This is a genomic window from Sphingomonas sp. P4_G2 (assembly GCF_056401155.1).
In genome coordinates this window covers 611,403-625,689 of record NZ_JBFUJY010000002.1, presented here as the reverse complement: position 1 = coordinate 625,689, position 14,287 = coordinate 611,403, and the positions used below count along the sequence as shown (strand labels likewise).

General features: G+C 65.9%; 12 protein-coding genes. 8 read left to right on the top strand and 4 right to left on the bottom strand.

The window, feature by feature from the left end:
* The first annotated feature begins 51 nt into the window (after window positions 1-51).
* From AC1DRD_RS08445 to AC1DRD_RS08415, 7 genes are read left to right on the top strand one after another with little or no spacing between them, the layout of a single operon-like run.
* Window positions 52-534, top strand: coding sequence for a formate dehydrogenase subunit gamma (locus tag AC1DRD_RS08445; protein ID WP_478041212.1), 483 nt, complete (start codon window positions 52-54; stop codon window positions 532-534).
* A complete protein-coding gene (locus AC1DRD_RS08440) occupies window positions 531-2,087 on the top strand; it encodes an NADH-ubiquinone oxidoreductase-F iron-sulfur binding region domain-containing protein (protein ID WP_478041037.1) in 1,557 nt (518 codons plus the stop codon). The genes AC1DRD_RS08445 and AC1DRD_RS08440 overlap by 4 nt, the downstream gene beginning before the upstream one ends.
* A gap of 5 nt (window positions 2,088-2,092) precedes the next feature.
* Entirely contained in the window at window positions 2,093-4,939 is a 2,847-nt protein-coding gene (gene fdhF, locus AC1DRD_RS08435; RefSeq protein WP_478041036.1) for a formate dehydrogenase subunit alpha, read from the top strand.
* Between the two features lie 10 nt (window positions 4,940-4,949).
* Entirely contained in the window at window positions 4,950-5,180 is a 231-nt protein-coding gene (locus AC1DRD_RS08430) for a formate dehydrogenase subunit delta (RefSeq protein WP_478041035.1), read from the top strand.
* Window positions 5,177-5,989, top strand: coding sequence for a formate dehydrogenase accessory sulfurtransferase FdhD (fdhD, locus tag AC1DRD_RS08425; RefSeq protein WP_478041034.1), 813 nt, complete (start codon window positions 5,177-5,179; stop codon window positions 5,987-5,989). The genes AC1DRD_RS08430 and fdhD overlap by 4 nt, the downstream gene beginning before the upstream one ends.
* Window positions 5,986-6,528, top strand: coding sequence for a molybdenum cofactor guanylyltransferase (gene mobA / locus AC1DRD_RS08420; RefSeq protein WP_478041033.1), 543 nt, complete (start codon window positions 5,986-5,988; stop codon window positions 6,526-6,528). The genes fdhD and mobA overlap by 4 nt, the downstream gene beginning before the upstream one ends.
* On the top strand, window positions 6,525-7,760 hold the full coding sequence (locus tag AC1DRD_RS08415) for a molybdopterin molybdotransferase MoeA (RefSeq protein ID WP_478041032.1): 1,236 nt from the start codon (window positions 6,525-6,527) through the stop codon (window positions 7,758-7,760). The genes mobA and AC1DRD_RS08415 overlap by 4 nt, the downstream gene beginning before the upstream one ends.
* Before the next feature lie 32 nt (window positions 7,761-7,792).
* On the opposite strand, the gene AC1DRD_RS08410 is transcribed toward AC1DRD_RS08415, so the two are convergent.
* Window positions 7,793-8,257, bottom strand: a complete 465-nt coding sequence (locus AC1DRD_RS08410) for a MarR family winged helix-turn-helix transcriptional regulator (protein WP_478041031.1) — start codon at window positions 8,255-8,257, stop codon at window positions 7,793-7,795.
* A gap of 104 nt (window positions 8,258-8,361) precedes the next feature.
* Between AC1DRD_RS08410 and AC1DRD_RS08405 the strand changes: the two genes are divergently transcribed.
* Window positions 8,362-9,837, top strand: coding sequence for a carotenoid oxygenase family protein (locus AC1DRD_RS08405; protein WP_478030350.1), 1,476 nt, complete (start codon window positions 8,362-8,364; stop codon window positions 9,835-9,837).
* Window positions 9,838-10,048: 211 nt separating this feature from the next.
* Here the strand turns inward: AC1DRD_RS08405 and AC1DRD_RS08400 are convergent, their stop codons facing one another.
* The 3 genes from AC1DRD_RS08400 to AC1DRD_RS08390 are packed head-to-tail and all read right to left on the bottom strand — an operon-like array spanning window position 10,049 to window position 14,279.
* Window positions 10,049-11,656, bottom strand: a complete 1,608-nt coding sequence (locus AC1DRD_RS08400; RefSeq protein WP_478041030.1) for an MFS transporter — start codon at window positions 11,654-11,656, stop codon at window positions 10,049-10,051.
* On the bottom strand, window positions 11,653-12,708 hold the full coding sequence (locus AC1DRD_RS08395) for an amidohydrolase family protein (protein ID WP_478041029.1): 1,056 nt from the start codon (window positions 12,706-12,708) through the stop codon (window positions 11,653-11,655). The genes AC1DRD_RS08400 and AC1DRD_RS08395 overlap by 4 nt, the downstream gene beginning before the upstream one ends.
* On the bottom strand, window positions 12,705-14,279 hold the full coding sequence (locus AC1DRD_RS08390; protein ID WP_478041028.1) for an FAD-binding oxidoreductase: 1,575 nt from the start codon (window positions 14,277-14,279) through the stop codon (window positions 12,705-12,707). The genes AC1DRD_RS08395 and AC1DRD_RS08390 overlap by 4 nt, the downstream gene beginning before the upstream one ends.
* Window positions 14,280-14,287 lie beyond the last annotated feature (8 nt).

Genomic DNA, 14,287 nt, shown 5'->3' with positions numbered 1-14,287 from the left:
CCGGCTCGGGCTCCTAATCTCTGGGTGAGTGCAGCACGGAATGACAGGTCGATCGCCAGCGATGCGACCCATGCGAACGATTACGCCGCAGCCGTTGCGCGCCTGGTCGAGGATTTCGGCAGCGAACAGAGCGCGCTGCTGCCGATGCTGCACGCGCTGCAGGAGGAATTCGGCTATATCGACGACCTGATGGTGCCGGCGATCGCATCGGCGCTTAACATCAGTCGCGCCGATGTGCACGGCGTGGTGACCTTCTACCACGATTTCCGCCGCCAGCCCGCTGGCCGGCACCGGGTACGGCTGTGCCGCGCCGAGAGTTGCCAGGCGCGCGGTGCCGCGGCGATCGAGCGTATTGCGACCGACCGGTTGGGCCTGCGGATGGGCGAGACCAGCGCAGATGGGCAGGTGACGCTCGATGCCGTCTATTGCCTGGGGCTTTGCGCGACCGGCCCCAATGCGATGATCGACGACGTCCCGGTGTCGCGGATCGATCCCGCGACGCTCGATCGCCTGCTCGGGGAATTGACGCGATGACGCGCGTCTATGTCAGCAAGGACATGGCGGCGGTCGCGCTCGGCGCCGATGCTGTGGCTGAGGCTCTTTCTGCCGCCGGCGCTCAGGTCGTGCGGACGGGTAGCCGCGGGCTGTTTCGGCTGGAGCCGCTGGTCGAGGTGGATACGCCGGAAGGCAGGGTCGGGTTCGGCCCGGTCGCGGCCGCCGATGCCACCCTGGTGCTCGACGGCAGCCATCCCGCGCGGCTTGGCGACGTATCCGCCATGCCGTTCTTCGCGCGGCAGCAAAGGTTCACCTTCGCCCGCTGCGGCGTGATCGATCCGTTGAGCCTGGACGATTACGAAGCGCATGGCGGCTGGCGCGGACTGACGGCGGCGCGCGCGCTGCCGCCGCAAGCCGCTGTCGACGCGGTCAAGGCGAGCGGGCTGCGCGGGCGCGGCGGCGCCGGCTTTCCCACCGGGATCAAATGGCAGACCGTCCACGACGCGCCGGGCCCCATCAAATATGTCGTGTGCAACGCCGACGAGGGCGACAGCGGGACCTTCGCCGACCGCATGCTGATGGAAGGCGATCCGTTCTGCCTGATCGAGGGGATGGCGATCGCCGGCCATGCGGTCGGGGCCGAGCGCGGTTACATCTATATCCGTTCCGAATATCCGTTCGCCATCCGCACGATGCGCGAGGCGATTGCGCGCGCGGCGCCAATTGTCGCGCCGTTCGCGCTGGAAGTCAGGGTCGGGGCCGGGGCCTATGTCTGTGGCGAAGAGACCGCCTTGCTCGACTCGATCGAGGGCAAACGCGGCGAGGTGCGGGCCAAGCCGCCCTTGCCGGCAATTGCCGGGCTGTTCGGCCGCCCGACGGTGATCAATAACGTGCTGAGCCTGGCGGCGGTGCCGTTCATCCTGAGCGAAGGTGGCGAGGCCTATGCCGCGATCGGGTTTGGCCGGTCGCGCGGCACTATGCCAGTGCAGCTTGCCGGCAATGTCAGGAATGGCGGGCTGTTCGAAGTTGGTTTCGGCATCACGCTCGGCGAACTCGTCATGGATATCGGCGGCGGCACCGAGAGCGGCCGCCCGGTCAAGGCGGTCCAGGTCGGCGGTCCGCTCGGGGCCTATTTTCCGCCGTCGATGTTCGATCTGCCGTTCGACTATGAAGCCTTCGCCGCGGCCGGCGGGCTGATCGGCCATGCCGGCATCACCGTGTTCGACGACACCGTCGACATGGCGCACATGGCGCGCTTCGCCATGGAATTCTGCGCGCATGAGAGCTGCGGCAAATGCACGCCGTGCCGGATCGGATCGACGCGCGGGGTCGAGCTGATCGATCGTATCATTGCCGGCGAACGCCGTGCCGCCGACGCGGTCGAGCGGCTTCCCCAGATGCGCAATGTCCACGGTGGTGCGCGGCCTCCCGAGCAGGAGATCGAGCTGCTGCGCGATTTGTGCGATACGATGAAGTTCGGATCTCTCTGCGCGCTTGGCGGGTTCACGCCTTATCCGGTGCTGAGCGCGCTCGACCATTTCCCGCAGGATTTCGGTGCGGGCGCACCCATTTCCTCGGCGGCGGCGGAGTAACGACCATGGCATGGATCGGCGAGCAGGATCTCGGCACCAAGGCGGTTTCGGCGATGGCGCCCGCGATGGTGACGCTCAGGATCGACGGACAGGACGTGGCCGTGCCCGAAGGGACATCGATCATGCGCGCGGCGGCGCTGATGGGCACCGATATCCCTAAATTGTGCGCGACTGACACGCTCGAGGCGTTCGGTTCGTGCCGGCTCTGCCTGGTCGAGATCGATGGCCGCAACGGTTACCCCGCATCCTGCACCACGCCGGTCGCGGACGGCATGGTGGTGCGGACACAGACCGATCGACTGGCCAAGTTGCGGCGCGGGGTGATGGAGCTCTACATCTCCGACCATCCGCTCGATTGCCTGACCTGCTCGGCCAATGGCGATTGCGAATTGCAGGACCAGGCCGGCGCGGTGGGCCTGCGCGACGTCCGCTACGGCTATGAAGGGCGCAACCACCTCGTTGCCGAGAAGGATGAGAGCAATCCGTATTTCACCTTCGATCCCGCCAAATGCATCGTCTGCTCGCGCTGCGTGCGCGCTTGCGACGAGATTCAGGGGACGTTCGCGCTGACGATCGAGGGCAGCGGCTTCGCCTCTAAGGTCGTTGCCAGCCAGAACGACAGCTTTCTGGAGTCGGACTGCGTGTCGTGCGGCGCCTGCGTCCAGGCCTGTCCGACCTCCGCGCTGATCGAAAAATCGGTGATTGCCCAGGGAACGCCCGACAAGGCGGTCATCACGACCTGCGCCTATTGCGGAGTCGGGTGCACTTTCCGGGCGGAAATGCGCGGCGAGCAGCTGGTCCGCATGGTGCCGTGGAAGGATGGCAAGGCCAATCGCGGGCATAGCTGCGTCAAGGGGCGGTTCGCCTGGGGCTATGCCAATCACCGCGACCGGATTTTGAAGCCGATGATCCGCGCGTCGGTCGACCATCCGTGGCGCGAGGTGTCCTGGGATGAGGCGATCGCCTATACCGCCGGCGAATTCCGCCGCATCCAGGCCAAATATGGCAAGGACAGCGTTGGCGGCATCACCTCGAGCCGCTGCACCAATGAAGAGACGTTCCTGGTCCAGAAGCTGATCCGCCAGGGGTTCGGCAACAACAATGTCGATACCTGCGCGCGGGTCTGCCACTCTCCGACCGGCTATGGCCTCAAGACGACGTTCGGCACATCGGCCGGAACGCAGGATTTCGACAGCGTCGCGCAGGCCGACGTCATCATGGTGATCGGCGCCAATCCGACCGACGGCCATCCGGTGTTCGCCAGCCGCATGAAGCAGCGGTTGCGCGAGGGCGCGAAGTTGATCGTGATCGACCCGCGGCGTACCGACATCGTCCGCACGCCGCATGTCGCTGCGACGCATCACTTGCCGTTGCGTCCCGGCACCAACGTCGCGGTGCTGACCGCGATCGCGCATGTGGTCGTGACCGAGGGGCTCGCCGATGAGGCCTTTGTCCGCGAGCGGTGCGACTGGAGCGAGTTCGAGGATTGGGCGGCGTTCGTCGCGCAGCCCCAGCGCTCGCCCGAGGCGACTGAGGCGCTGACCGGCGTGCCGGCCGCCGACCTGCGCGCCGCCGCACGCTTGTTCGCGACCGGCGGCAACGGCGCGATCTATTATGGCCTGGGGGTCACCGAGCACAGCCAGGGGTCGTCGACCGTGATGGCGATCGCCAATCTGGCGATGGCGACCGGCAATATCGGCCGCGAAGGCGTCGGGGTGAACCCGCTGCGTGGCCAGAACAATGTCCAGGGCGCCTGCGACATGGGCAGTTTTCCGCACGAATATTCGGGCTATCGCCACGTTTCCGACCCCGCGACACGGGCAATGTTCGAACAAGCCTGGGGTGTCACGCTCGACGCCGAGCCGGGCCTGCGCATCCCCAACATGCTTGATGCCGCGACCGACGGAACGTTCAAGGCGCTGTTCATCCAGGGCGAGGACATCCTGCAGTCGGACCCGAATACGCACCACGTGGCGGCAGGGCTCGCCGCGATGGAATGCGTCGTGGTGCAGGACCTGTTCCTCAACGAAACCGCCAATTACGCGCACGTCTTCCTGCCCGGATCGACCTTTCTCGAAAAGGACGGCACCTTCACCAATGCCGAACGCCGAATCCAGCGCGTGCGCAAGGTGATGGAACCGCTCAACGGCTATGGCGATTGGGAAATCGTCCAGCTCGTGGCGAATGCGATCGGGCTCGATTGGAGCTATAGTCATCCGTCCGAGATTATGGATGAGGTCGCCGCGTTGACGCCGACCTTCGCCACGGTGAGCTATGACGCGCTCGACCGGCTGGGATCGATGCAATGGCCCGCGACCGAGGCCGCGCCCGAAGGTACCCCGACCATGCACATTGACCAATTCGTGCGCGGCAAGGGGCATTTCGTCGTCACCGATTATATCCCGACCGACGAGAAGACCGGACCGCGTTTCCCGCTGCTGCTGACGACCGGCCGCATCCTGAGCCAGTACAATGTCGGCGCCCAGACGCGCCGGACCGAGAATATTGCCTGGCATCCCGAGGACCGGCTCGAAATCCATCCGCACGATGCCGAGAATCGTGGCATTCGCGACGGCGACTGGGTCAGTCTGCGCAGCCGGGCGGGAGAGACGACGTTGCGCGCCTTGATCACCGAACGCGTCGCGCCGGGTGTGGTCTATACGACCTTCCACCATCCCGCGACCCAGGCCAACGTCATCACCACTGACTATTCGGACTGGGCGACCAATTGCCCGGAATATAAGGTCACCGCGGTTCAGGTCGCGATATCGAATGGGCCGAGCGATTGGCAGCAGGCCTATCAAGCGCAAACCGAGCGCTCGCGCCGCGTCCTTCCCGAACCGGCCGAGTGAGGCGCGGGCGATGTCGACCATCGACCACCTCGTCTACATGGCCAACCAGATCGCGCGCGAACTCGGCAGCCAATGCCCCGGCCGCCCGGTGGCGGCGACCCGGGATCATCTCCGCCAATTCTGGGATCCCCGGATGCGCCAGGCGATCGTCGCCTATCTCGATGGCGGCGGCGAGCATCTGAGCGATACCGCACGGGACGCGGTTGCGCTGCTCCGCGAGACTGCGGAACGGGCCGGTTGACCGGGACATTGCCCGATCGTTCCCGGATCGCCGGCGTCTCCGCGAGACGCTTTCAACGCCACGCCGCCGACGGCACCGGCGCCGACGAGGTCGAGCGGGCCGTGGCGGTCGAGCGGCCGCTGGCGCTCGAGTTCAACGGCATCGGCTATGCCGTAATGATGGCGACGCCGCTCGACATCGAGGATTTTGTCGTCGGGTTCGCCCTGAGCGAGCGGTTGATCGACCATGCCGGTCAGATCGAGGCGATCGACGTGCATGCCACGCCCAGCGGCGACGTGGTCCGCGCGTCGCTCGCGCCGTCGCGCGCCGAGGCACTGGTCGAACGGGCGCGGCATCGCGTGTCGGAATCGTCCTGCGGACTTTGCGGCATCGAAAATCTCGACCAGGCGATCCGGCCGCTGCCCAGGGTCGAAACGGTTTCGCGCGCCGCACCCGACCAGATATTCGCGGCACTCGCCGGGTTGCGCGCGCGCCAACCACTCAACGAGCAGACTGGCGCGGTCCATGCCGCCGCCTTGTGCGACGCAAGCGGCGCCGTCGTCGAGGTCCGCGAGGATGTCGGCCGCCACAATGCCTTCGACAAGCTGATCGGCGCGATGGCGCGATCCGACCGAACCTGGGATGGCGGATTCGCCTTGTTGTCGTCGCGCTGCTCCTATGAGCTGGTCGAAAAAGCGGTGCTCGCGCAATGTCCGATGCTGGTGACGATTTCGGCGCCGACCGATCTCGCCATGGCGCGCGCGGCCAATGCCGGGCTCAGGCTCGTCGTTCTCGCGCGCAGCGACGCGCTGCTCGAGCAGGCACCGTGACCCGACTGCTCGGCGTTGTCCTTGCGGGCGGGCAGGCGCGCCGGTTCGGCGGCGACAAGGCGCTCGCGACGCTCGCCGGGATCGCCTTGCTCGACCATGCAGCCCGGGCGTTGCGGCCGGTTACCGAGGACATCGCCGTGGTCGGGCGCGACAGTCCGACCTATGTCTCGATAGCCGACTGGCCGGCGCCTGGGCTCGGCCCGCTCGGCGGGTTGTGCGGCGCATTGCGTCATGCGCGGGATCGCCAATTCGATGCCATCCTCACGCTTCCCTGCGACACGCCGTCGCTTCCCGCCGGGCTGCTCGGCGATCTCGCCGGGCGCGGCGTGGCGAGCTTCGTCGCCAACACGCCCGTGATAGGATTATGGCCTTGCGCGTTGGCCGACAGGCTCAGCGACTATCTCGAGCACGGCGGGAACCGGGCGGTCAGAGCCTGGGCGGAGGAGATCGGCGCCGCGGCGCTCGATGGCTGGCCGCCTATCCCTAACGTCAATCGGCCCGACGACCTGGCGGCGCTGCGTGCTATGTCGGAGCCATGAATCGCATCGATTTTTCGGCAGCGCTCGCGTGTATCGAGGACGTCGCCCCGCGCCTGCCGGTCGAACCCGTGGCGATTGGCGCGGCGCTCGGTCGGATCATCGGCGCGGATGTCGTGGCGCAAGCCGATTATCCGCGGTTCGATTGCTCGGCGATGGACGGGTTCGCGGTCGTGGCCGCCGATGTCGCCAATGCATCGCCTGAGCGGCCGGTTCGCCTGGATCTGGTCGGGGAAAGCCGGGCCGGTGCGGCGGCGACTTTGGTCTCGGCGTCGGGCGCCTGCGCGATTAGCACTGGGGCGCCGATCGTCCTGCCATTCGACGCTGTGGTCGCCAAGGAACGTGTCTCGCGCGAGCGAACGGCCGTCCTGCTGACAGAGCCCGTCGGCCTCGGGCGGAATATCCGGCGCCGGGGCGAAGACGCGCGGCAAGGCGAGGTCGTCGCCACTCGCGGCCAGTTGGTTACGCCTGAAGTGATCGGCGCACTATGCTGTTATGGCGTGCCCGAGATCGACGCGATCCGGCTGCCGCGCGTGGTCGTGCTGACGACCGGCGATGAATTGAGGCGGGCGAGCGGGACGAGCGACCATTTCGTCCACGATTCGAACGGACCGATGATCGCCGCGATGATGCAACAGGCCGGTCTTGCTCCGCAGCTCGTCATGCCGGCACGCGACGATCCCGCGGCAATGGTGACGAGCATCAAACAGGCCATGGCCGCCGCGCCGGACCTGATCATCTCGACGGGCGGGATATCGGTCGGCGATTATGACCAGGTGCCCGCCGCGCTGCAGGCTCTAGGCGCGACGATCCACTTTCGCGGCGTGGCGATGCGTCCTGGTAAGCCGGTGCTCTTCGCCACCCTGCCCAATGGCTGCCTGTATTTCGGATTGCCGGGGAATCCGGTTGCCGCCGCGGTAGGTGCCCGCTTCTTCGTGATCGCCGCGATCCGCGTGATGCTCGGTCTGGGGCGTGAGCGCGGATATACCGTCGCGATGGACGTTCCCGGCGGGACGGACACTGTCGGTACCCGAATCCTCAAGGCGCGATGGCATCCCGGCCCGCCGCCCGCGGTCACTCTCGCCGCCGACCAGCGCTCGCATACCATGCGACCCTTATTGGATTGTAACAGCTGGGTCGTGCGCTCGGTGGATCCGAACGGCGATCCTGTCTGGACCTGTTTCGCGATGACGCCGAGTTTCGCCGACGATCAGGGAGCCGGCTGCGGCCAGTAAGCTGCCAGCCCGAAACTCCGGGCCCGGTGCCCTTACTCGTGTATCCGTCGCAACAACTCGATCAGCATCGCCGTCTCGCCCGGCGTGAACCGGTTCTTGAGCCATTGCTCGTGCTCCAGGATGCACGCGCGCGCCGCGATCAGGCCGTCATGGCCGGCATCGGTCAGCTTCAGCGTCTGGCGGCGGCGATCGTCGGGAGAGGGGCCACGCACCACGAAGCCGCGTTTCTGCAGGCGGTTGATGATCGCCATCACCGTCGCGCGGTCCATCTGTAGCCGCCGGCCGATATCCGCCTGGGCGATGCCCGGATGATCGTCGATCAGCCATAGCACTGAGACCTGTTTCTGGGTCAGGTCCAGGTCGTTGAACGTCTCGCTGAAATGGCGGTACACCGCGCCATAGGCAAGGCGGATGTGAAACCCGACGATCTGATCGAGACCGCCGATCTCCCCATCGTCGGACGCGGGGGCGCTTTTGGCGGGAAACGATCTCAGCATTGCGCCAGCCTGCCCCCCGGGGGTGTTCAGGTCAACCATCACGGATTGAAAATAATGTTTGCGTTGCATACAATGCCGCGCAGATAATAGAGAGAGGATCGGCCGTGACGCATTTCCCCGACACGCCGTCGTTCACCGGTTTCAACACGCCGTCGCGGATCGAGGCGGATATCGCCGACCTCGACGTGAAAGGCACGGTTCCGGTCGAGCTCGACGGTGCCTTCTATCGCGTCCAACCCGATCCCCAATTCGCGCCGCGCCTGGGCGACGACATCGCCTTCAACGGCGACGGCATGATCACGATGTTCCGCTTCCATGGCGGCCGCGTCGATTTCCGCCAGCGTTGGGCCAAGACCGACAAATGGCAGTTGGAGCATGAGGCCGGTCGTGGCTTGTTCGGCGCCTATCGCAACCCGCTGACCGACGATGAGAGTGTGAAGGGCCGGATCCGCGGCACCGCCAACACCAATGCCTTCGTCTATGGCGGCAAGCTCTACGCGCTGAAGGAGGACAGCCCAGCACTGGTGATGGACCCGGCGACGCTAGAGACCGAGGGCTATACCTGGTTCAACGGCGCGATGACCGGGCAGACCTTCACCGCGCATCCCAAGGTCGATCCCCTAACCGGCGACATGATCGCGTTCGGCTATGCCGCCAAGGGCGTGCTGACTCGCGACATGACCTATTATGTCGTGTCGCCCGATGGCGAGCTGAAGCAGGAATTGTGGTTCGAGCTGCCTTATTACGCGATGATGCACGATTTCGCGATCACGCCCGATTACGCGCTGTTTCACGTGGTGCCCTCGACCTCGAACTGGGAGCGGCTCGAACAGGGCCTGCCGCATTTCGGCTTCGACACGACCTTGCCGGTCTATCTCGGCGTATTGCCGCGGCGGGCGGACGCGACGGCGGAGGACATACGCTGGTTCAAGCGCGACAATTGCTTCGCCAGCCATGTCATGAACGCGTTCCAGGACGGGACCAGGATCCATTTCGACACGCCGGAAGCGAAGAACAACATGTTCCCGTTCTTCCCCGACATCCACGGCGCGCCGTTCAATCCGATGGAAGCGGCGAGCTTCCTGACGCGCTGGACGGTCGATATGGCGTCCAATTCCGACACGTTCGAAAGCTTCGAGCGGCTGACCGGGATGATGGGCGAATTTCCCCGCATCGACGAACGCCGCACCGGATTACCCTATCGCTATGGCTGGATGCTGGTGATCGATCCGACCAAGCCGGTCGAGCTCAAGGGCGGTAGCGCCGGGGGCATGATCATGAATACGCTTGGGCTGGTCGATCACGAAACCGGGCGCGAGCAGAAATATTGGTGCGGCCCAGTTTCGTCGCTGCAGGAACCCTGCTTCATCCCGCGCGGCCCCGATGCCGCGGAGGGCGACGGCTGGATCGTCCAGGTCTGCAACCGGCTCGAAGAACATCGCTCGGACCTGCTGCTGTTCGACGCGCTCGACATCGAAAAGGGGCCGATCGCCGAAGTGCGCATCCCGATCCGGCTGCGCTTCGGCCTGCACGGCAATTGGGCGACCGCCGAGGAGATCGGGCTGGCCGAGGCGGCCTAAGCCGAAAGCCGTCCCAGGGTTTCCGCAGAAGCGGGGCCCCTGGGTGGGGACTCATATTCCTATCGTCATCCCCGCGGAATCCCGCCGTCACCCCAGCGTAAGCTGGGGTCTCTGGCGGTGACGCGATGTCGCTTGAGATCCCAGCTTTCGCTGGGATGACGAGCTTTGGAAATGGATCGCTTAAGAACAACGGCTTATTTGGGTTCTCAACCTAAACCTTTTCCCCAGCCGCGCGCGTTCGGTCGAGCAATGACGCCTGGTCGCGATTGACGCGCAGGGCGAGGATCACCAGCATGATGACGATCGGCGGCGCGACCCAATTGACCGAGAGGATCGCGGTGGCGAGGTCGCCGTGCGTGGCGTCGCTTACCAGTCCGACGGCATAGGGCCCGATGCCCAGGCCGATGATCGTCATCGCGAACAGATAGATGCTCGAAGTGATCCCCCGCATCCGCGGCAGCACCTGATCGTAAAGCACGGCATAAAGCGGCGGCATCCACATCGTCAGCACCAGGCTGTAAAAGGTGAAGCGGAAGTAGAAGGCGCCCGCCGAGGGCGCGCGATAGACCCAGAAGGCGATTAGCGGCGATACGCCGAGCGCGAACAGCGTGACCCATACCCGCTCGCGCGGCCGGCCACCGCTCAGCCGGTCCGACAGCGGTCCGGCGATCAGTGGCCCGATCACACCGAGCGCCGCCGCTAGCAGCCCGAACTGGAGCCCGGTCGCGCCTGGCGATAAGTGATAGGTCTTCATCAGGAACGAGGGGGTGAACCCCATTACGCCATAATTGACCACGCCCTGCAAAGCGCCGACCGCGATGCATAGGATCACCGAGGGCGACGTCGCAATCGCCGCGAAGGCCGGCGGATCGTTGCGGCGCAACGCCTGGAGCAGATTGGCGATGACGAAGATGCCGAAGCCGATCACGCTCCATTGCAGCACGTGCGGGCTGACCGCGACGCCGCCGAGGATCAACGGCGGCCGGGGCGAAAAGGCTTCGGCCCAACGGATCGCGGCGACCATGGCGGCAACGATCAGGACGAGGATGCCGGCATTGACCAGCCAGTCGCGCGCGGTCGCGCGCCGCCGCGCCAGCGCGACCCAGTGGATGCCAGGCGTGATCGCGCCGAGCACGCCCAGGCTGGCGCCGAACGGATGGGGGTCGCGCGGCGTCGCGATGCCGTCTACCGCGCCGCGCTCCGGCTCGCGCACGCGCCACATCAGGGGAGCGATCAGCAGCCCCGGCAAGGCCGCGACCAGGAAGGCGAATTGCCAGCCGGCCAGCCCCAGCGGCGCGCCGCCGGCCGGATAACACCGATGCCACCAATCGGCCGCGCCACCGCCGATCACCAGCGACCCGCCAAGTCCGATGGCGACCGCAGCGGCCAGGATGGCCATCACCGTCCCGCGGCGCCGGCGCGGGAAATAATCGTAGAGCAGGCTGGTGCCGGCGGGCTGTGATGCGGCCTCGCCGATGCCGACGCCCAGCCGCGACAGCATCAGCAGCAGAAAGCCGCCGGCGAACGCAGCCGTGCCGGTCGCGAGCGACCAGAAGAGGATGGCGATCGCCAACAGCCGGGTGCGGACCCAGCCGTCCGCCAGCCGCCCCAGCGGCAGCGAGAACAGCGCGTAGAACAGCGCGAATACCGTGCCGTAGAGCAGACCCATCTCGGCATCGCCGATCTTCAGGTCGGCCTTGATCGCCGGCGCCAGGATCGCGAGGATGTTGCGATCGAGCAGGCTGATCGCCTGGGTCGCGGCGACCAGCGCCAACGCGTACCAGGCGCCGGGAAGCGGCCGGGTGGCGGCCTGGCTCACAGCGCGAACACGCGTTCGGCGTTGCTCTGCATCAGCTTCTTCTTGGTCGTATCGGGAATGTCGAGCAGGTCGTGCGCGCGTACCTCGTCGGCGACATATTCGTAAGGATAGTCCATCGCGTACATCACGCGATCCTCTCCCATCACGTCGAGCATCAGCTTGATCGCGGGCGGGAAGGGGAGGCCGCTGGTGGTCGCCAGCACATTCTCGCGCAGGCAGGCGACCATGCCCTTTTTGAGCGGTTTGAGCCGCTCGTAACGCTGCGAGGCGACGCCCGCTTTGTGCATGAAGTCGATGCGATAGAGCCAATAAGGGATCGCTTCGCCGCCATGGCCGACCGCGATCTGGAGGTCGGGATAGCGATCGAAGATGCCCGTGGTGATCAGCCGGAGCAGATGCATGCCAGTCTCCACCCCGAAGCCGAAGATCGCGCCGTCCAGCCCCGCCTCGATCATCCCGCCGATCATCGCGTCGGGCAGCGTCTGCGGATGGATGTAGAGCGGCTGGCCGGTATCGGCGAGCGCGCGGAAGATCGGGTCGAATTGCGGCTCGTCGAGATAATGGCCGTGGGTGTGGCTGTTGACCATCACGCCCCTGAAGCCCAGCTCGGCCGCGCCGCGTCGGATCTCGGCTGCCGACCATTCGGGATCCTGCGGCGCGATCGAGGTCATGCCGACGAACCGCGTCGGATAGGCGGCGCAGCGTTCGGCGAGATAGTCGTTGGCGCGCGCCACCATCGCCTTGGCCTCGTCGGTGTCGAGCAGCGGCTGAACCCCGGGCGAGGTGAGCGACAGGATCGCGACATCGATCCCGGTCGCGTCCATGTCGGCGATCCTGCGCTCGCCGAGATCGAGCAACCGCTCGATGATCAGCATCGCGCGCTCCGACGGCGACCGCGCATAGAAGCCCCATAACGACGTCATGCCCTTATCGGCGGTGCCGTCGCCCACCATGCGCAGATAGGCGTCGATCTGCTCGCGCGTGGCAAACGCCTCTTCGGTCGCGATACGAAGATAGCCGCGGTCGCCGCCGGTGTTCAGCGCATGGGTCATTGGTGGGCCTCGCGATAGGCGCGGGGCCAGATGCCCTGCTTGCCGGGGGACAGGATGCCGTTCGGATCGACACAATCCTTGATCGTTTCGGCGAAGCGGCGCTGGGCGTGATCGCCAAAGCTGTATTGGTCGGCGACCAAGTCCATGAAATCGAGGTGCGAGCGATATTCGCCATAGCCGATCTTCGCCGCGTCGGTGACCATCAATTTGCACGCGGCATAAGCGGCATCGGCTTGCTTCGCATTTTGGGTGTCGAACACGACCAGCCCGACATGGATCAGCGCGCGCTTGGTGACGACATAGACGCCGCTATAATCGAGCCCCGCCGCGTAAAGGCGCTCGCGCACCAGATCGCGGATCGCGCCGCCGTCGCGCCCGGTGATCGGTGTCGCCGAGGAAAAGCCGATATGGCCGCCCTGTTCGCCGCCGTACCAGCGTGTCATCTGGTCGAGGGCAAGGCTGGGGACGCCGGCTTGCACGCGGTGATGCGGGTTGTCGAATTCAGGCAGTGCGTGCCCGTCATATTTGGTGAAGTCGATTGTTGCCCCGGGAATCGTGCCCAGCGCATCCTGAACGATCTCGCGCTGACGCTCGACGATCTTCTCGTCGCCATAGAGCGCGAAGCGCATCACCCAGCGGCCGAAACCGGGGGTCTCGGCGATCTTGTCGATCACGTCCTCCGGGATCGGACCGTCGCCCGTGTACCAGTGATCGCGCTGCCAGAAAGCGGAGGCCGCGCAGACCGCGTTGATGATCATCGGCTGGTTGGGGATCGTGCCGTCGAGCATCAGCGGGCGGAGCCGCTCGAGCATCACCTCAAGGTCGCTGTCCTGCTTCAAGGTCAGCCAGCCGGGCATATAGCAATCGGGAGCGGGCATCAGCCACGTTCCCATTTTCGTGACGACGCCGAAATTGGATTGGCTGAACAGGCCGTCCAGTGTCGGTCCGCAGCCATGTTTATAGACGTGCCAGGCGCGGGGCGCCTCGAGCCCGCCGAGCCCGGTGCGCAGCAACTCGCCATTCGCGAGCACCACCTCCATCCCGCATTTGGCGTCGAAGTGATCGCCGAGCGGCGTATAGCCCACGCCATGTTCCAGCGCGTTGCCGACAATGCTGCCCCAGCCGAGATCGGGCACCGACATCCAGAGCCTTGACCCGGTCGATTTGAGGTGGTCGTGCAGGTCGAAGAAAGTGACGCCGGATTCAACCAGCGCCCAAGCGGAATCCTCGTCGACGTCGAGGACGCGGTTCATCCGCCGCATCGACATGACGAAGGACCCCGACACCCGCGGCGCCGGCCCGCCATAACCGTTGTTGCGGCCCTGGCCGTTGACCCAGAGCGGCGTCTTGTAGCTGTTGGCGACGCGCAGCACTTCCTGCACCTGCTCGACGCTGGTCGGCATCAGCACCGCGCCGGGTTCGTACCATCGGCCCGTCGGCGGCGCGAAAGGGTCGCGGAATTCCGCGACCTTGGCTTCATCGACGATCAGTCCGTCCTGGCCGAGGATATCGGCCAGCTCCTTGAGCGCAGCATCGATCGCCGCAATTGGAATGTCCGCTGCGCCCGGCATTAGCCGTC